The organism is Nonomuraea insulae, from assembly GCF_042656245.1.
Window position 1 is genome coordinate 128,794 of the sequence record NZ_JBHSPA010000112.1, and the last position, 18,135, is coordinate 146,928.

Here is an 18,135-nt window from a genome sequence, read left to right on the forward strand (position 1 = left end):
TTCAAGGGGGCAGGCGGGCGCCCGCCGTGTGGGGTGCTGGGGACCGCAGCCGCCGCAGGGCGGGCAGGGCGTCGGGGGACGGGCGCAGAGGGGGCTACCGTTGATGACTATGTGTAGTCATATCCAATCTCTACGTAATCAATGCAGGTGAGAGGATAGAACTAGCCCAAGAGCTACAGCCGCTACCTGAAAAGCTCGACATTTGTGGCGACCGGGCTTGGCGCCTCCAGGGCGACGCACTGATCGGGCGGCCCTGAAGTGCCGAGCTGACGCGCTGCGAAGATCCTCACTCTCCCGGATCTCCGTGACGGCGCGAAGGCCCCCGCTGACGAATGAGCCGGTCAGCGGGAGTAGCCCCGGGGGTCGACGCCGTCGATAAGGCGCTGATCGTGACCTTAACCCCTGGCGGGAACGCCTCACCTCGGCCTTCCAGGACTTCAGCCGGTTCCCGTTCCTCGCCCTTACTCCTCAGGTCAGAGTGCCGCGGCGAAGGGCGTCGTCAGGGGGAGCCCGGGGGCGGGTGGGAGCGGGCGGCCTGGACGCCGGCCTGGAAGCGGGTGCGGGCGCCGAGGCGGGCCATCAGGCCGGCGATCCGGCGCTCGGCCGTACGGTGCCCGATGCCGAGCTGGCGGGCGATGCCCTCGTCGGTGAGCCCCGACAGCAGCAGCGCGACCAGCCGCGCGTCGTCCAGGGAGCCCCGCGGCCGGTCGCCGGCCGACGGGGCCAGGCCGAGCGGCAGGGCCCGCTGCCACAACCCCTCGAACAGCCGGATCAACGCCTCCAGCAGCCCAGACGGGTGGATGACCAGTGCCGACACCGCGTCCACCGGCTCGTGCCTGAGCAGGAGGAGCGCCAGCCGGTCGTCCACCACGTACAGTTTCATCGGCAGGTCGGGAAGCACCCGCGCCTGCTGGCCGGCCTCGACCATCTCGTCGATCTGCCGTAGCGCGCCCTCGGCCGCCACGAACTCCCGCTGGTAGATCATGCGGCTGGTGATGCCCCGTTCGAGCAGCTCGCGCTGGGCGGCCACACTGCCCAGCGGGTCGAAGTAGGGGCGCTTGGACAGGCACCGGAACTGCTGCCGGGCCGCGTGCTGGATCTGGGCCTGCCGCTGCTCGACCGCTCGACGGCCGGTGAGCACCTCGACGACCACCGGGGGCGTCCGCTCCCTTGCGCGTACCTGGAACACCTCCTCCAGCTCGCGGGCCCGCTCCCGGACCCGGAGCAGGTCGCGCTCGGCGGCGAGCAGCAGCACGTCGAGCGCGATCTCCGGGGCGACGGCGGTGTAGGCGGGCGGCGGCCCGGGTGACGTGCTGAGCAGCCCTTTGCGCTCCAGCGCGGCCAGCAAGGGCTGGAGGTCGGCGCGGGGCCAGGCGGTGGTGAGCTGGTCGAGGGTGGCGGGCGAGCGGTCGAGCAGCACCTCGTACAGCGCCTCCTCGTCGGGTTCGAGACCGACGGCCTCCAGCGACGTCATGAGTCCAGCCAGCCGCGGAGGACCGCCTGGTAGCCCGCCTGGAAGCGGGTCCTGGCGTCGAGGTGGACCATGAGCGCGCGGACGTGGCGGCGTACCGTGCGGTCGCTCCAGCCGAGGTGGGCGGCGATGGCCGCGTCGGTCAGCCCCGCGGTGAGCAGCGGCAGCAGGTCGCGCCCCGCGTCGGCGGCGCCCGTCGCCTCGGCCAGGCGGCCGTGCCGGACCTGCAGCGGCACCGCCCGCTCCCAGTACATCTCGAACAGCGCCGACAACGCGTCCAGCAGCGTCGAGTCGTGCACCACCAGCGCCGACTCCACCACGTGCTGGTCGTGGCGCAGCGGCAGGATCGCCATGGGGTGGTCGTTCAGCGCCAGTTTGACGGGCACGTCGCCGACCCTGGCCTGCTCGCCGGCCGCGACGTAGCGGGTGATGAGGGAGAGGGTTCCCGGCACCTCCATGGCGCGCCGGTCGTACAGCGCCCGATACTCCACGCCCCGCTCCAGCAGCTCGAACTCCACGGCGTTGCCGCCCATGGGCGTCGCGTACGGCGGCGCGTCGAAGACCCGGATCTGCCGCCGCGCGCTCTCCTGGAGCCGCTGGAACCACCGGCCCACCGCGTCCTTGCCGATCACCACCTCCACCAGCTCGGCCGAGTCCTGGTCCGGCGCCGAGCGGTGGAAGCGGGAGGCGAGCTGGGCGGCACGGTGGCGGGCCGCGGCCAGCTCGCGGGTACGCGCCCGGATCAGCGCGTCCAGCCCCATCTCGGGGGAGACCGCCACATAGCGCGGCGGGTCCTCGGGGAGCCGGGTGATCAGCCCGAGCTCCTCCAGCCCGGCCGCGGTGGAGGCGGCGTGCCCCAGCTCGGCGAGCGTGGCGGGGGAGCGCTCGACCAGTGTCTCGTACAGCGCCTGCTCGGCGTACGAGAGCCCGATGATCTCCAGCACTTCCCCAGCATGTCCTATTTCCGTACATGGCGGGAAGAGGACTCACTGCCGCCTTTCGCGACTTTACTGGGATCTGTCATGGTTCCCGGGGATACCGATGATCTCTGAGGAGAAGCATGATCGGCCGGTCGCTTGTCGCGTTAGGCGTGCTGCTTTCCACCGGGATGGCCGCGCCGACCCCACCCCCCGACACCCCGGTCCCGGCGTCCGTCGCCGGGACGGCCGGGGAACCCCAGAAGAAGATCACGCTGATCACCGGTGACGTGGTCACCTACACCACCGGCCAGGACGGCGGCCCGCAGGTGCGGGTCGCGCCGGCGAAACGGCCCGGTGGCGCGCCGGTGTTCTTCCTGTCGGTACGCGAGGGCGACGCGTACTACGTCTACCCCACGGACGTCATGAGCCAGTTGTCGGCAGGACGGCTCGACAAGGGCCTGTTCGACGTGGCCTACCAGGCGGGCAACGGCTACTCCGACGCCGAGAGCCCCACCCTGCCCGTCATCGTCCAGCACGGGCCGCAGCAGCGCGTCGCCGGCGCACGTACCCTGGCCAGCATCGACGGCGCGGCCGTCAAGGTGGACAAGAAGGCCGCCGGCCAGTTCTGGGCCGGGATCAGCACGGCCAGGTCCGCCTCCCAGAAGATCTGGCTCGACCGCAAGATCCAGGTCTCCCTCGACAGGAGCGTCAAGCAGATCGGCGCCCCCGAGGCGTGGGCGGCCGGGCTCAAGGGCGTCGGCGTCAAGGTGGCCGTGCTCGACACCGGCATCGACGCCACCCACCCCGACCTGGCCGGCCGGATCGCCGCCTCCCAGAACTTCAGCTCCGAGTCGAGCGCCCAGGACGGCCACGGCCACGGCACCCACGTCGCCTCGATCATCGCGGGCAACGGCGAGAAGTACCGGGGAGTCGCCCCCGAGGCATCGCTGCTGGTCGGCAAGGTGCTCAACAACTACGGCAGCGGCCTCGAGTCCGACGTGATCGAAGGCATGCAGTGGGCGGCCGCCCAGCAGGCCAGGGTGATCAGCATGAGCCTCGGTGGTTGCTGCCCCGGGCCGGACAACCCGCTCGACCAGGCACTGGACAAGATCAGCGCCGAGTCGGGAGCCCTGTTCGTGGTCGCCGCCGGCAACGACGGCAAGAGCCGCGCGATCGGCTCGCCGGGCACCGCCGCCTCGGCGCTGACCGTCGCCGCGGTCGACCGCTCGGACGCCCTGGCCTCCTTCTCCAGCCGGGGCCCGACCGCGATCGACTACAGCCTCAAGCCCGACATCAGCGCCCCGGGCGTGGACATCGTGGCCGCCCGCGCGCACGGCACGTCCATGGGGGTGCCCGCCGAGGACGGCTACACCACGGCGTCCGGCACGTCGATGGCCACCCCGCACGTCGCGGGCGCCGCCGCGCTGCTCGCTCAGCAGCACCCCGACTGGGCCAACGCCCAGCTCAAGGCCGCGCTCACCAGCAGCGCCCACGGCGAAGGCCAGGACGCCTACGAGCAGGGCGCCGGCCGCGTCGACGTCGCCCGTGCCGTCAAGCAGCAGGTACGCGGCTCCGGCGGCATCGACTTCGGCTTCCTGCCCTCGCCCCAGAACGGCCCGGTCACCAAGACCCTCAACTACACCAACGACGGCGACCAGCCCGTCACCCTCACCCTGAGCACCGGCGTCAAGGCCCACCGGGGCGGCGCGCTGCCGCCGGACACGCTCACCGCCGACCGCGAGACGGTCACCGTCCCCGCGCACGGCACCGCGCCGGTCACGCTCACGTTCGACCCCTCGGGACCCGACACCTGGTACGAGGGCTTCGTCCGGGCCTCGAACGGCGAGGTCCAGGTGAACACGGCCGTCGGCGCGTTCGTCGAGCCGAAGAAGGTCACCGTCCGGGCCAAGCTGGTGCTCCCCGACGGGGCGAGCGAGAACACGCAGATCCCGTGGCTCTTCATGCGCACCGACGACCGCGACGACCTGCAGTACTCCTACCTCCCCGCCACTGGCATGGAGACCGAGGCCCAGGTCTACCCCGGCACCTACACCGTGGTCAGCGCGCTGGCCTGGCGCGGCGCGGACGGCGAGTGGGTCCAGTCGCTGCCGGCCGACCCGCAGATCGAGATCACCAAGGACACCACGGTCACACTCGACCTGCGCAAGGCGCGCAAGGTGTCGGTGAAGACGCCGCGCGACTCGGAGGCCTACCTCTCCCAGTACGCCTTCCGCCGCATCGCCGCCGACGGCGTCACCTACATCGACGTGCAGTCCCTGTATCCGGCGTACGGGCTCGACGACTACGTGCTGCTGCCCACGCGCAAGGTCACCCAGGGCACCTTCACCCTCACCGGCCGCTACCAGCTCGGCGCGCCCGCCATCACCATGAAGGTGCCAGGCGGCCCCGCCCTCACCCCGCGCTACCCGAACCTGCAGCCGGACACGCGCAAGCTCGACGGCCGCAGCAGGCTCCCGCTCGTCAACGCGGGGAAGGGTGCCGACCTCACCGGCCTGGACGTGCTCGGCAAGCTCGTCCTGCTCGACCTGGCGGACCTCTGCCCGGCCACGACCTGTTCGGGCAACGCCCTCGACCGGGTCAAGGCCGCCCAGCAGGCGGGCGCCGCCGCCGTCCTCGGCTACGGGGCGGCCGGCCGGGCCTTCCTCGACCCGGGGGGCAGCTGGCCCGCGTACCCGATCCCGACGATGAGCCTGCCGGCCAAGGAGGGGCGGGCGCTGGCCGCCCTGGCCGGGCGCCGGCCGGTGACCGTCACGGCCGAGGGCGTCGCGACCACGCCGTACCTGTACTCGCTGATGCTCCCCGAGCAGGGCAGGGTGCCCACCGACCTCGGCTACTCGATCAGGACCCGCGACCTGCAGCGCATCGAGGACCGCTTCCACGCCGACCGGCCAGGACAGGTGGGCCTGACCATCTCGGCCGCGATGATCAAGCCGGTCAGGTATTCGGGCGTGTGGTCCATGGACCACAGCGTGCGCTCGCAGACCACCCTCACCGAGTACGTGGGACCGATCTCGCCGGAGGTCGTCTGGACCCGTTCCAACACGACGACCTACCAGGACGGCGCCGACTACTACGCCAGGCGCGGGCTGTCGGCGACCGCCGTGGACGTCTTCACCTCCGCCGGCTCGCGTACCGAGCCGTGGGGGATCCAGCCCCGCGTGCCAGGCAACGTCGTCGTCTCCGACGCGGTGCTCCACTCCGGCACCGTGCAGTGCTTCCCGTGCCGCACCAACGACACCTTCCTGGCGGCCCTGCCGATCATGGGGCCGGTGCCGAACCACCAGGAGGCCTTCGCGTACAACGCCAACTTCCAGAGCGACAAGCACGGTGGCAGGGACGAGATGCGCCTGTACCGCGACGGGCAGGAGGTGCCGCTCGTCGAGGCCACGGTCGTGCTCGGAATCTTCGCGATCATCGTGCCCACGTTCACGCTGCCTGAGCAGGACGCGGCTTACCGGCTCACCGACACCTTCCACACCCCCAACCCGTCGCAGCTGTACGCCAAGGACGTCGAGAGCGCGTGGACGTTCCGCTCCAAGCGGCCCACCGGCGGGATGACCAGCACGGCCGACGGGCTCTGCCTGGCCTGGTTCGCCACGGGCAAGCTGGCGCCGTGCGAACCGGTCAGGCGGCTCAACCTCCGCTATGACGTGCCGCTCGACCTGGACAACCGGGTCAAGGCGGGCACGTCGCACCGGATCACCGTCACCGGCTACCACGGCTCCTACACCGCGCCGGACGCGAAGGTCACCGACGTGAAGCTGTCGGTCACGTTCGACGACGGCGCGCACTGGACGCCGCTCCGCGTCTCGGCCTCGGGGCGTGCCACCATCACGCCTCCCGAGTTGTCGCGCACGACGGGGGCCGTCGGCCTCAGGGCCCAGGCCACCGACGCCGAGGGCAACACCGTCGAGCAGACCGTCCACCGGGCGTACGGACTGAAGTGACCCCCGGGCCTCCCCGCCTCAGGAGCGGGGAGGCCCGGCTTCTCACCGGCTCGGCTTCTCACCGGCCCGGGGTGGAGCGGAGGTCCACCGCGGTGGCGGCGAACGCCAGCGGTCCCGGCAACAGGGGGATGAGCAGTGGGATCGACCAGGCGAGAAGCGCGGTCAGGAGCACGGCGCCCGCCAGGAGGAGGGTGCCACGCGGGTCGCCGGCCGAGCGGAGCAGCCCCTCGCGTACCGACATCCGATGCGGGGCCGGCATCGCGACGGCGCGCAGCCCCACGATCACGGCTCCCAGGGTGAGCAGGGCCAGAGCGGGTGCCAGGACGTTCGCTCCGGGCAGCCCGCCGCGCACCAGCGCGGCGTCGACCAGCAGGACCACGACCAGGAGCGGCAGCGCCAGACCGGCGGCCAGGGTGCCCGCGGACAGGCGGGCGCGCAGGTGGCCGGCGTACGCCCCGAACCTGACCGGCATGCCGTCCTGCGTGCTCTGCCGGAGCGTCGCCGACGCGGCGGCGAACGCGGCCGGGGCCGTGACGACCGGCACGCTGGCGACGCTGGTGAGCAGGCCGACGAGCAGCACGTCGGCGAACAGGGTGAAACCGGGCCCGAAGACCTCTCCGGGCTCCCGGCGGTCGGCCGGTACGCGGGACACGGCGCCTCAGCCCTTCAGCCCGGAGGTGGCCATGCCCTGCACCAGGTAGCGCTGGAACACGAAGAAGAACAGCACGATCGGCAGCACGGAGATCACCGACATCGCGAACATGGGGCCGTACGCGGAGGTGCTGGACTGGTCGACGAAGCTGCGCAGGGCCAGGGTGATGGTGAACTTCTCCGGCGCGAACAGGTAGATCATCTGCGTGAAGAAGTCGTTCCAGGACCAGATGAAGGTGAAGATGGCCGTGGTGATCAGCGCCGGCCGGCTCAGCGGCAGCGTGATCGCCCAGTACGTACGGAAAGGGCCGCACCCGTCGATACGGGCGGACTCCTCCAGCTCACGCGGCAGCCCGCGCATGAACTGGACGATGAGGAAGACGAAGAACGCCTCGGTGGCCAGGAACTTGGGCAGGATCAGCGGCCAGTACGTGTCGACCAGGCCGAGCCGGTTGAAGATGATGTACTGCGGGATCAGCACGACGTGGTGCGGCAACATCAGCGTCGCCACCATGAAGGCGAACATCACCTTCCGCATGCGAAAGCGCAGCCGGGCGAAGGCGTAGGCGGCCAGCGAGCAGGACAGGACGTTGCCGATGACGCAGCCCACCGCGATCAGCAGGGTGTTGGAGAGCAGCTGGGTGACGGAGATGCCGGACACGCCCTCCAGGGCCGTCGTGTAGTTCGGCCATTCCAGATGACCGGGCCACAGGTCGAGGCTGGTCACCACTTCGTCGGCCGGCTTCAGCGACGTGGCCAGCAGCCAGACCAGCGGATACAGCAGGACGAGCAGGCCCACGAGGGCGATCGTGTGCGGCAGCCACCGCTTCGTCGCTGTGTTCGTCGTGCTGTTCATCGTGCCTCCTCGCCCGCGTAGAAGACCCAGGACCGGGACGTCCTGAACAGGATCAGGGTGATCACGCCGATGGCGATCAGCAGCAGCCAGGCCATCGCCGCCGCGTAGCCCATGTGCGAGGCGGTGAAGCCGCGCTCGTACAGGTACAGCGTGTAGAACATGGTGGAGTCGGCGGGGCCGCCTTTGCCGCCGCTGATGGCGTAGGCCGGGGTGAAGACCTGGAACGACTGAATGATCTCCAGCACCAGGTTGAAGAAGACGACCGGCGACAACATCGGCACGGTGATGGAGACGAACCGCCGCCATGGGCCGGCGCCGTCGATGCCCGCCGCCTCGTAGAGCTCGGGCGAGATCTGCTGCAGCCCGGCCAGGAAGATCACCATGGGCGCCCCGAACTGCCACACCGTCAGCAGGACGACCGCGAACACCGCCAGGTGGGGGTTGCCGACCCAGCCGCCGGTGTCGATGCCGACCGCGTCCAGGAGGTTGGGCACCGTGCCGCCGTCGTTGAACAGCGCGCGCCACACCAGGGCGATGGACATGCTCGCCCCGAGCAGGGACGGCGCGTAGAACGCGGAACGGTAGAAGGCGCGGCCCCGGTTGAGGTTCTTCAGCAGCATCGCCGCGCCGAGCGCGAGGGCCAGCTTGAGCGGGACGGCGACCAGGACGTACAGCAGGGTCGTGCCGACCGACCGCCAGTACCGGGGGTCCTCGAAGAGCAGCTCGACGTAGTTGCGCGGACCCACCCAGTTCGGCGCGTCGAACAGGTTGTAGTCCGTGAACGACAGGTAGAGCGACACGGCCATCGGCAGCAGGGTCAGCACGCCCGCGCCGATCATCCACGGCGACAGGAACACGTAGGCGGGCCACTGCTTCTCACGCACCTGGCGGCGCCGCCTGGCCGGTGCGCGCGGGCCGGTCGTTCCGTCGGCGCTCTCGGGCGCCCTGGTCGACAGGGTTCTCATGACCTCAGCTCCCGGTTGGCCTCTTCGATGAATTCGCGTGCCGACTGCCGGGGGGTGGCCAGCCCGAACATCACGCGCTGGTAGTGGCGGCCGAAGGCGGAGTTGATCGCGACGTCGCCCGGCGGCGGCGCGGTCGGCGGTGCGTCGAGGCCGTACTTCTCCATCTTCTGGGCGTACTGGTAGATCTCCAGCTCCGGGCCTTTGAGGGTCTTGGCGACGTTCGCGGCGATCACGCGGTTGGGCGGGGTGGAGCGGGTGAAGCTGAGGATGTCGCCCGCCCGCCGGTCGTTGAGGAGGAAGTCGACCAGCTGGGCCGCCTCCTTGGGGTGCTTGGTGTTGGCCGAGATGCCGATGAGCATGCTGGGCTTGAAGTACGTGCCCTGGCGGCCCTGGGTCGAGGGGACCGGCGCGAAGTGGGTGGACTCGCCGAGGAGCGTCGCGTACCCGGGGAACGGCGCGTCCCAGGTGAAGTCGGCGGCCGCCAGCCCGCGTCCCATCGGGCTGGTCTCCGTGCTGCTGGCCTGGGTGGTGTCCGCGGCCGAGGCGATGGCGCCTTCCTCGCGCTGCCTGTCGCAGAACGCCCAGAACTCGGCGAGGTCGTCCTCGGTGAACCCGAGCCGCGTCTGGCTGGCGTAGAGCTGGCCGCCGCGGCTGCGCAGCCAGGTCTCGAACACGTCCTGGTTGCCCCCGCCGTCGTTGGCGCCCGTGACGGGACGCCCGTCCGGGCCCTTCAGGCCGAGGGAGGCGATCTTCCTGTTGGCGTTCTCCCAGTCCTGCCAGGTCCAGCTCGGCTGCGGCGCGGGGACGCCGGCCTTGGTGTAGAGGGCGGAGTCGTAGGCGTAGCCGGTGATGCCGCGGCCCATGGGCAGGGCGTACTGTCCGCCCTCGTAGGTGCCCGTGCGCAGGAATTGCCGATCTATCTCGTCGGTATGGATCGTCTTGTCGCTGATGGCCTCGCTCAGCGGCATGAGCGCGCCGCTGCCCGCGTACTGGGAGATCTGGCGGTAGTCGAGCTGAGCCACGTCCGGCATGCCGCCGCCCGCGGCCTGCGTGGCCAGTTTCTGCAGGTACGAGCCGAAGTCCGCGTTCGACGTGCGGACGGTGACACCGGGGTGTCGCTGCTCGAAGAGCCGCACGACCTTCTCGGTGCGCTCGGCACGGTTGTCGTTGCCCCACCAGGAGAAGGTGAGGACGACTCCTTGGGAGGTGCCGCCGCCGGCGGGCGAACACGCGGAGAGCGTGGCGGCCAGGGCGGTGGTCAGAGCGGCGGTGGCCGCGGCCAGGACGGCTCGGCGGCTTGGAGGTCGGCGCCGGCCGCTTCGGGGCTCGGGCATGGGGGCCTTTCAAGAATGGGGGGTGAGTGGGGGAGCGCGGGTGCGCGGTGGCTACGGGTCGTCCCCCTCGTACGCCGTGCTCACCATGCGTGCCCCGCCACGTGCGCGGCGACCCGCTCGCGGTCCCAGGCGCCGTCGGCGACGTGGATGCGGTAGCTCCTGGCCAGCGTGTCGCCGGGGGCCAGGACCAGCTCCTCGTGGAACGCCCACGACGGCGCGACCGCGGCGAACGGGTCGCTGCGCACGAACCAGTGCGCCGGGTGCGTCCCCTTCTCGCTCGCGTGGTCGTTGGCCGGGGCGTGTTCGAAGACGACCGTGGCATGGCCGTCGCGCCCGTCGTGCTCACCGGTGTACGCCAGCCAGGGCGCCTGGCTGCCCATCAGGTCGCCGCCGCCGGCCTCGGCGGTGAAGACGTGGCCGCCGCGGAAGGCGCGTGGCCCGCGCCAGAACAGCCCGGTATATCCGGCGGCGGGGCGGCCATGGGTCGTGGGGCTGCCGAACCGCAGCGGCTCGGCCCGCCGGTTGGTCACCGCGGAAGTCCAGGTGAACGACCAGCTCCCGGCCTCCTGGTCGACGTCGCGCACCTCGATGCGGCGCTCCTCCTCGGCCCACAGCTCGCCCTCGTACGGGTGCCAGGTCAGGCGCTCGGCGATGACAGCGCTGTCTTCCGCGGCGGAGACCTCGTCGAAGGCGATGTGGGCCATCGAGCCGACCTTCTCCGGCAGCGGGAGATACCCCTCGCCGTGCACGTAGGTGTTGCCGCCCCACAGGTTCTGGCCTGACAGGTGAGAGGCCGTCAGCTGCAGCCCCTTGTGCCAGCGGTGGTCGTTGGGGCGGTAATCGGTGACGAGCCCGCCGGACAGGGTCCTGATCGGGTGCAGGTAGGGCTTGGGCGCCTCCCACGCGGCTTCGGGCCGGTAGACGTAGGCGAACAGCTCTGTCCCTGTCGCCTCGTGGACCACGGTGACGCGGTCGCCGTGCGCGTGGGTCAGTGCCAGGGTCATGCGTGATCCTCTTCCTCGCGAGGGCCGGCCGGCGCCCAGCCTGGAGCGCCGCCGTACAGTTCGGTGTAGTAGGGGTCGCCGGGGCCGATGTCGCCCGCGCCGACGACGGCTGTGCGCAGCGGGGCGTTCGAGCCATGCGGAGACATGGGGACCCTCTCGTGAGGCAGGCGGACGGAGCGCTGCGGGCAGCGCGAACTCGTCGTGGGGGCTTCGGCGCGAGACCCGGATCCGCGCCCTCCGTTCAGGCATGCAGCCTTGGCCCGTCAGCATGCGGCGGGCCGCCGTAACCGCTGCAGAACGCAGCCGTTAGCGAACTATTCCAACGTTGTAACAGCCGTGTATCTCCGTGGTCAACCCTTCTGTCGGAAACGCGGAAAATGAAGGGGAAGTGCGCCTCAAGCACTGACACGCGCCGTTGGACCATACATAATCTGGAAATCACAGAGGACGGGGGCCGGCGGTGGCAGCAGCGACACTCAAGGACGTCGCGATGCGCGCGGGAGTGTCGATCAAGACCGTGTCCAACGTTGTACGCGGCGTTCCCCGGGTGTCGGAGGCCACGCGGGAACGCGTGACCCGGGCCGTACGTGAGCTCGGCTACCGTCCGAACCCGTCGGCTCGCCGCCTCAGGACGGGGCGCAGCGATCTGATCGCCCTCGCCGTCCCGGACCTGGCGATGCCCTATTTCGCGGAGCTCGCCCAGCACGTGCGAGCCGAGGCCGCCGAGCTGGGCCTCACCGTCCTCATCGAGGAGACGATGGGCGACGCGCGCGAGGAGCTGCGCCTGGCGACCGGCGTCGGCGCGGCGCTGCTGGACGGCGTGATCCTCTCTCCCCTGCACGTCTCGCTCGACGAACTCGCCCCTGTCGCCGACGAGTTCCCCCTGGTGCTGCTCGGCGAGCGCAGCTACGAGCGCGATCAGGTCGCCGCCGACCATGTCCTGATCGACAACGTCGCGGCGGCTCGCGAGGCCACCGCGCACCTGGCCGCCCTGGGCCGTACCCGGATCGCCGCCATCGGCGTGAAGGCGCAGGCGTCGGCGACCGACCGGCAACGCCTGGAAGGTTTCCAGCGGGCGTTGCACGATGCCGGGCTGACCTACGATCCCCGGCTCGCGCCCTCGGTGAAGGAGTTCGACCGCCGCAACGGCCTTCTCGCCATGCGCGCCCTCGCCTCCCTGCCGCCGGGCGTCCGCCCCGACGCGGTCTTCTGCTTCAGCGACCTGCTGGCGATCGGCGCGCAGCGGGCCCTGCACGAAGCGGGCATGACCGTTCCCGAACAGGTCGCCGTGGCGAGCATCGACGGCTCAGAGGAGGCGCTCTACAGCACGCCGTCCCTCACCTCGGTGATCCCCGACAAGGCCGCGATCGCCTCCCTGGCCGTGAAGTGCCTGGCGACCAGGATCCGCTCGGAAGAGCCCCTGCCGTTCGAGGTGCACCTGGCCCCGTACCGGCTGGTCGTGCGGGAGTCCACGGAGGGTGTGCGGCGGCGGTTGCCGCCGTGAGCGCGTGTCACACCACATGGTTGCGCAGCCCGAGCTCCTCGGGATACGGCGAGAAGAAGGTCTGCTCCTGCAGATAGGTCGCGGCCTCGCCACGGGCGTGGTGGCGCAGCAGAGCCAGCGGCACGCTGAGCGCCACCCGGTGCGCCCGGTAGGAGCCGATGACCTCGACGACGTCGGCGCGGCGGACCGGGTCGAGCTCGTCGCCGAGCATGCCGAGGCAGTGCTGCAGGACGTTGACGTTGCGGCCGAGCGTGGCCCTGACTGCCATGGCGATGCGGAACGCCGTGCCGTACGCGTCGGCGAGCTCGTCGCGCGGGCGCGTGCCGGCCTCGGCGGCGAGGCGGCCGGTCTCGCGGTAGCCGCTGGGGGAGTGGGCCAGCAGTTGCATCTTGTGCCGGGCCTGGAAGCCCACCAGGTCGCGCGGCCGCCAGTCGCCGTCCAGCAGGTCGCGCAGCCGCGCGTGGGCGAAGACGCGCTCGGTGAACGCCTCGCGCAGGACGGCGTCGTTCAGCCGGCCCTCGTCCTCGACGGGCAGCAGGGGAAGGGCCTCGATCACCGCGTCGGCGAACAGGCCGCGATGTTGCCTGGTCACCGGGGCGTCGCCGGCGTAGACCGGGATGCCGTGGATGCCGCAGCTCGGGCTCTTGGCCTTGAACACGTAGCCGTCGACGTCCAGCCGCGCCGTCCGCTCGCCGGCCAGCGTCGTCATGGCGGGGGTGAGATCGCGGCCGCTGCGCCGCGTCATGAGCCGGGGGCCGGCAGGGGAGCGTTCGAGGCGGAGCGACTCCCGGGGCGCGCCGAGGCCGATCTCCATCTCGGGGCAGATCGGCACCCAGTCCACGAAGGGCGCCAGGTGGTCGGTCAGGAACCGGGACCGGCTGTGCCCGCCGTTGTGGCGCACCGGCTCGCCGAGCAGGCAGCTCGACACCGCCACCCGCGGCCTGCCGTAACGCCGCGCCACGGTCACACCCTGCGATCCCTCCACCAACCGAGCGTAACCCGTACGCCTGGTCGCGCCCCTTCGCCGCGCAGGCATGATGCGAGCTGCTCGGGGAAAGGGCGAGGTCATGACGCTGTGCCTGGTCACGGGGGCGACCGGCTACATCGGAGGACGGCTGGTGCCCGAACTGCTGGACGCCGGTCACGACGTACGGTGCATGGTGCGGTCGGCGGACAAGCTGCGCGATCTGCCCTGGGCGTCGCGCACGCACATCGCCGAGGCGGACGCCACCGACCCTGAGCCGACTCGCCGGGCCCTGGAAGGTGTGGAGGTCGCCTACTACCTCATCCACACCATGGGCGCGACCGGGCGGTTCGCCGAGCGGGACCGGCTGGCCGCCCGGACGTTCGCGACGGCCGCGGAACAGGCCGGGGTGCGGCGGATCGTCTATCTGGGCGGGCTCACCGCGGACGAGGGGCTCTCACCGCACCTGCGCTCGCGGGCCGAGGTCGCGGAGATCTTCCTGCGGGGGAGCGTGCCGGCCGTGGTGCTGCGGGCCGCGGTGATCATCGGGTCGGGGTCGGCCTCCTTCGAGATGCTGCGTTACCTGACCGAGCGGCTGCCGGTGATGACGACGCCGCGCTGGGTGCGCAGCCGTACCCAGCCGATCGCGGTCCGGGACGTGCTGCGCTACCTGGTCGCCTGGGCCGACGTGCGGGACACGGTGAACCGGGCCTTCGACATCGGCGGGCCCGACGTACTGACTTATGCCGACATGATGCATGGCTACGCCTCCGTGGCCGAGCTGCCACCCCGGCTGATCATCCCGGTGCCGCTGCTCAGCCCCCGGCTGTCGAGCCTGTGGGTGGGGCTGGTCACCCCGGTTCCCGCGAGCATCGCGCGGCCCCTGGTGGAGTCCCTGCGGAACGAGGCCGTCTGCCACGAGCACGACATCGTGCGTTACGTGCCCGGCCCGGAGTCCGGACTCGTCGGTTTCCGGCGGGCGGTGTCCCTGGCGCTGAAGAAGATCAAGGAGGCCGACGTGGCCAGCCGCTGGTCTTCCGCGTCCACTCCGGGCGCGCCGAGCGACCCGCTGCCCACCGACCCGGACTGGGCGGGCGGCAGCCTGTTCATCGACGATCGCAGCCGGCCCGTGCCCGTCGATCCCGACGCGTTGTGGCAGGTCATCGAGGGCATCGGCGGCTCCAACGGCTGGTACTCCCTGCCCGTCGCCTGGAGCCTGCGGGGCCTGGCCGATCGGCTCGTCGGCGGCGTCGGCCTGCGGCGCGGCAGACGCGATCCGGCGCGGCTGCGCGTGGGCGACTCGATCGACTTCTGGCGGGTCGAGGAGCTGCTTCCCGGCCGGCTGCTGCGCCTGCGCGCCGAGATGCGGCTGCCGGGCCTGGCGTGGCTGGAACTGGGCGTCACCTGCTCCGCCGGCCGGACGGTCTACACCCAGCGGGCGATCTTCCATCCGCACGGCCTGCTCGGCCACCTGTACTGGTGGGCGATCTCACCCTTCCACGGCCTGATCTTCGGCCGGATGCCGGTCAACGTCGCCGCCGCGGCCCTGCGCAGGCAACGCTCCTCGCCCTGACACCGCGCACGGCCGAGGTGCTTCCAGATGGGAGATCTTCATTGCAGACTGGCCCCGTGGGGGGACGGGCGCAGGTGGGGATACGTGTCGAGGGCGTCGTGCAAGGGGTCGGGTTCAGACCCTTCGTGTACGCGCTGGCGACTCGGCTGGGCTTGGCGGGGCACGTGGGCAATGACGGCCGCGGCGTCTTCGTCGAGCTGGCGGGCGGCAGGACCGAGATCGAGGAGTTCCTACTGAGGCTGGAGAGTGACGCGCCGCCGCGGGCCGGGATCGAGCGGATCACGGTCACGTCCGGCAGGTCCGCGGCACACAGCGGCGGCGGGTTCGCCATCGTCGCGAGCGACGACTCCGGCGCTCCTGGCACGCTGGTGTCGCCCGACCTCGCCACCTGCGCCGACTGCCTGGCGGAGCTGCGCGACCCCGCCGACCGGCGCTACCGCTACCCGTTCGTCAACTGCGTCAACTGCGGGCCGAGGCTGACGATCGTGCGGGGCACGCCGTACGACAGGCCGCGGACCACGATGGCGGGCTTCGCCATGTGCGGCGAATGCGCGGCCGAGTACCACGACCCCGGAGATCGGCGCTTCCACGCCCAGCCCACCTGCTGCCCGGCATGCGGTCCCGCGCTGAGCCTGGCCGGCGCGCCGGGTGACGCCCTGACCGGCGCGGTCCAGGTGCTCCTGAGCGGTGGGGTGCTGGCGGTCAAGGGCATCGGCGGATACCACCTGGCCGTCCTGGCCGGGGACGAGAACGCCGTCGCCGAGTTGCGGCGGCGCAAGGGACGCGAGGCCAAGCCGTTCGCGGTCATGGTGGCGGACCTGGCGCAGGCCCGGCGGCTGTGCGAGGTGGACGCGGTGGCGGCCAGCCTGCTGACCGACGCCGCCGCGCCGATCGTGCTGGCGCCGCGGCGAGCGGGCGCGGCCGCATCCGAGTCGGTCGTGTCCGAGCCGGCCGTGTCCGAGTCGGTCGCTCCGGGTCAGCGCTGCCTGGGGATCATGTTGCCGTACACGCCGCTGCACCATCTGCTGCTCGCGGGCACCGCCGCGCCGATCGTGCTGACGAGCGGGAACACCTCGGGCGAGCCGATCGTGCACGACGACGCTGAGGCCCTGGCCAGGCTCGGGGCCATCGCCGACGCCGTCCTGGCCCACGACCGGCCCATTCACCTGCGTGCCGACGATTCGGTCGCGCGCCCCTTCCGTGGGCGGCCGGCGCTCCTGCGGCGCTCGCGCGGGCACGCCCCCCAGCCCGTACGGCTGGCCTGGGAGGCTCCCCGGCAGATCCTCGGGTGCGGCGCCGAGCTGAAGAACACCTTCTGCCTGGCCAAGGGGCGGCACGCGTTCGTCTCCCCGCACATAGGAGATCTGGCGGACTACGCGACCCTGCGCTCCTACCGCGAAGGCATCGAGCACTTCCAGTCCCTGTTCGGAGTGCGCCCTGAGGTGGTCGCGCACGACCTGCATCCGGAGTACCTGTCCACGAAACACGCCCTGGAGCTGCACGGCGTCGAACTGGCCGGCGTGCAGCATCACCACGCTCACATCGCCTCCTGCCTGGCCGACAACGGCGAGCACGCCCAGGTGATCGGCGTGGCGTTCGACGGGCTGGGTTACGGCCCCGACGGCACGTTGTGGGGTGGCGAGTTCCTGCTGGCGGACCTGGTCTCCTTCGAGCGGGCCGGCCATCTGGCGCCGGTGCCCATGCCGGGCGGCGTCACGGCGATCAGGCAGCCGTGGCGGATGGCCGCCGCCTACCTGGACGGCATCGACGGCACGGAGGCGCTCGCGGTGGCGCGCCGCAACGAGCGGTGGTGGGGGAGAGTGACGGCGCTGGCCCGGAGCGGCGGGAGCGGCGCGCCGCCGACGTCGAGCGCGGGGCGGCTGTTCGACGCCGTGGCGGCGCTGCTCGGCGTGCGGGACACGATCAGCTACGAGGGGCAGGCGGCGATCGAGCTGGAGCAACTCGCCGACCTGAGCGAGCGGGGCGCCTACCACGCGGCCGTTTCCTGCGGCGCCGGCACTCTCGTGATCGAGGGGGCCGACCTGGTACGCGCGGCCACGGCGGATCTCAAGGAGGGCGTGGAGACGGCCGTCGTCGCCGCCCGCTTCCACAACGGTGTGCGCGACCTCATCGTGCGCTGCTGCCTGCTCCTGCGCGAGAGGACGGGGCTGTCGAAGGTGGCTCTGTCCGGCGGTGTCTTCCAGAACCTGCTGCTGGCGGGGCGGACGGTGGAGCGGCTGGAGGAGGCGGGCTTCCTGGTGCTCACCCACGCACGCGTGCCGGCGAACGACGGCGGTATCAGCCTCGGTCAGGTGGCCGTCGCCGCCGCGCGGGACGCGCAACGATCAAGAGGATGATCTGTCCGGCTTGTCGCGATGTGGCCAGGGGGAGGCGCCGACCACGATCCCGTACAGCACATGATCCGCCAGCAGCGCCAGCCGCTCCGGGGTGGTGCCGGAGCGGCGTGGCAGGCCGAGCGCGGGCGCGATGGCGGTCTCGAAGACGGCCCAGAACGCCACGCCGTACGCCGGTCCGGCCAGGGAACGGCGGCGCAGCGCCCACGGCAGCAGCCCGAACAGCACGCCGCCGAGCGCCCCGTATCCCCAGTGCGTCAGCTCGACCATCGCGGGACGGCGCCCGGCGGGCAGCCGCCGGAGCATCGTGGGCGCGGTGCGTTCCAGCACGGCCTCGGGAGGCACCTTCTCCACCACGCCGATCGCCGTGGTGAACTGTCGCAGGCCGGACATCGCCATGGCGCCGATCGCTCCGCGCGCGCCGGCGCGCAGCGGAGACCGCCGGGGCTTGGCGGGATGACGTTCCCGCAGGTCAGCGTGTGAGCCGGTGGCCGGCTGAAGAGTCCGCGTCATGGTTTACAACCTCGTCTTTGCGGTATGCAACGCTACGTAGAGCTGCAGATCGGATACC

The 18,135-nt window shown here is 71.6% G+C and carries 14 protein-coding genes; 4 read left to right on the forward strand and 10 right to left on the reverse strand.

Going from position 1 to position 18,135, the window contains the following annotated elements:
- Positions 1-499: 499 nt before the first annotated feature.
- Together ACFPZ3_RS62595 and ACFPZ3_RS62600 are read right to left on the reverse strand one after the other, a co-directional pair.
- On the reverse strand, positions 500-1,474 hold the full coding sequence (locus ACFPZ3_RS62595; RefSeq protein WP_379523916.1) for a helix-turn-helix domain-containing protein: 975 nt from the start codon (positions 1,472-1,474) through the stop codon (positions 500-502).
- Complete coding sequence (locus ACFPZ3_RS62600; protein ID WP_379523917.1) at positions 1,471-2,415, reverse strand: transcriptional regulator; 945 nt, start codon at positions 2,413-2,415, stop codon at positions 1,471-1,473. Before ACFPZ3_RS62600 ends, ACFPZ3_RS62595 begins: the two co-directional genes overlap by 4 nt.
- A 116-nt stretch (positions 2,416-2,531) precedes the next feature.
- Here ACFPZ3_RS62600 and ACFPZ3_RS62605 point away from each other — a divergent pair, with 116 nt between their 5' ends.
- Positions 2,532-6,359, forward strand: a complete 3,828-nt coding sequence (locus ACFPZ3_RS62605; RefSeq protein WP_379523918.1) for a S8 family peptidase — start codon at positions 2,532-2,534, stop codon at positions 6,357-6,359.
- 58 nt (positions 6,360-6,417) lie between these two features.
- Here the strand turns inward: ACFPZ3_RS62605 and ACFPZ3_RS62610 are convergent, their stop codons facing one another.
- The 6 genes from ACFPZ3_RS62610 to ACFPZ3_RS62635 form a co-directional block, all read right to left on the reverse strand.
- Positions 6,418-7,011, reverse strand: a complete 594-nt coding sequence (locus ACFPZ3_RS62610; RefSeq protein ID WP_379523919.1) for a hypothetical protein — start codon at positions 7,009-7,011, stop codon at positions 6,418-6,420.
- A gap of 6 nt (positions 7,012-7,017) precedes the next feature.
- Positions 7,018-7,866, reverse strand: coding sequence for a carbohydrate ABC transporter permease (locus ACFPZ3_RS62615; RefSeq protein WP_379523920.1), 849 nt, complete (start codon positions 7,864-7,866; stop codon positions 7,018-7,020).
- Complete coding sequence (locus tag ACFPZ3_RS62620) at positions 7,863-8,831, reverse strand: carbohydrate ABC transporter permease (protein ID WP_379523921.1); 969 nt, start codon at positions 8,829-8,831, stop codon at positions 7,863-7,865. The genes ACFPZ3_RS62615 and ACFPZ3_RS62620 overlap by 4 nt, the downstream gene beginning before the upstream one ends.
- Positions 8,828-10,165 carry an ABC transporter substrate-binding protein gene (locus ACFPZ3_RS62625; protein WP_379523922.1) on the reverse strand — a complete coding sequence of 446 codons (1,338 nt, stop codon included), beginning with the start codon at positions 10,163-10,165 and terminating at the stop codon, positions 8,828-8,830. The genes ACFPZ3_RS62620 and ACFPZ3_RS62625 overlap by 4 nt, the downstream gene beginning before the upstream one ends.
- An 80-nt stretch (positions 10,166-10,245) precedes the next feature.
- Positions 10,246-11,169, reverse strand: coding sequence for a DUF6807 domain-containing protein (locus tag ACFPZ3_RS62630; RefSeq protein ID WP_379523923.1), 924 nt, complete (start codon positions 11,167-11,169; stop codon positions 10,246-10,248).
- Positions 11,166-11,315, reverse strand: a complete 150-nt coding sequence (locus ACFPZ3_RS62635; RefSeq protein ID WP_379523924.1) for a hypothetical protein — start codon at positions 11,313-11,315, stop codon at positions 11,166-11,168. Before ACFPZ3_RS62635 ends, ACFPZ3_RS62630 begins: the two co-directional genes overlap by 4 nt.
- Before the next feature lie 314 nt (positions 11,316-11,629).
- On the opposite strand from ACFPZ3_RS62635, the gene ACFPZ3_RS62640 reads away from it, so the two are divergent.
- Positions 11,630-12,673, forward strand: a complete 1,044-nt coding sequence (locus ACFPZ3_RS62640) for a LacI family DNA-binding transcriptional regulator (RefSeq protein ID WP_379523925.1) — start codon at positions 11,630-11,632, stop codon at positions 12,671-12,673.
- A 7-nt stretch (positions 12,674-12,680) separates the two neighbouring features.
- On the opposite strand, the gene ACFPZ3_RS62645 is transcribed toward ACFPZ3_RS62640, so the two are convergent.
- Positions 12,681-13,658, reverse strand: coding sequence for a YbgA family protein (locus tag ACFPZ3_RS62645; protein WP_379523926.1), 978 nt, complete (start codon positions 13,656-13,658; stop codon positions 12,681-12,683).
- Positions 13,659-13,740: 82 nt separating this feature from the next.
- Between ACFPZ3_RS62645 and ACFPZ3_RS62650 the strand changes: the two genes are divergently transcribed.
- Together ACFPZ3_RS62650 and hypF are read left to right on the forward strand one after the other, a co-directional pair.
- The gene (locus tag ACFPZ3_RS62650; protein WP_379523927.1) at positions 13,741-15,210 is read left to right on the forward strand and encodes an SDR family oxidoreductase; all 1,470 of its coding nucleotides are present in this window, start codon (positions 13,741-13,743) and stop codon (positions 15,208-15,210) included.
- Positions 15,211-15,266: 56 nt separating this feature from the next.
- Positions 15,267-17,567 (forward strand): carbamoyltransferase HypF, encoded by a 2,301-nt coding sequence (hypF, locus tag ACFPZ3_RS62655; protein ID WP_379523928.1) that lies wholly within the window; start codon positions 15,267-15,269, stop codon positions 17,565-17,567.
- Here hypF and ACFPZ3_RS62660 read toward each other — a convergent pair.
- Positions 17,556-18,077, reverse strand: a complete 522-nt coding sequence (locus tag ACFPZ3_RS62660; RefSeq protein ID WP_379523929.1) for a DUF6789 family protein — start codon at positions 18,075-18,077, stop codon at positions 17,556-17,558. The genes hypF and ACFPZ3_RS62660 overlap by 12 nt on opposite strands.
- Positions 18,078-18,135 lie beyond the last annotated feature (58 nt).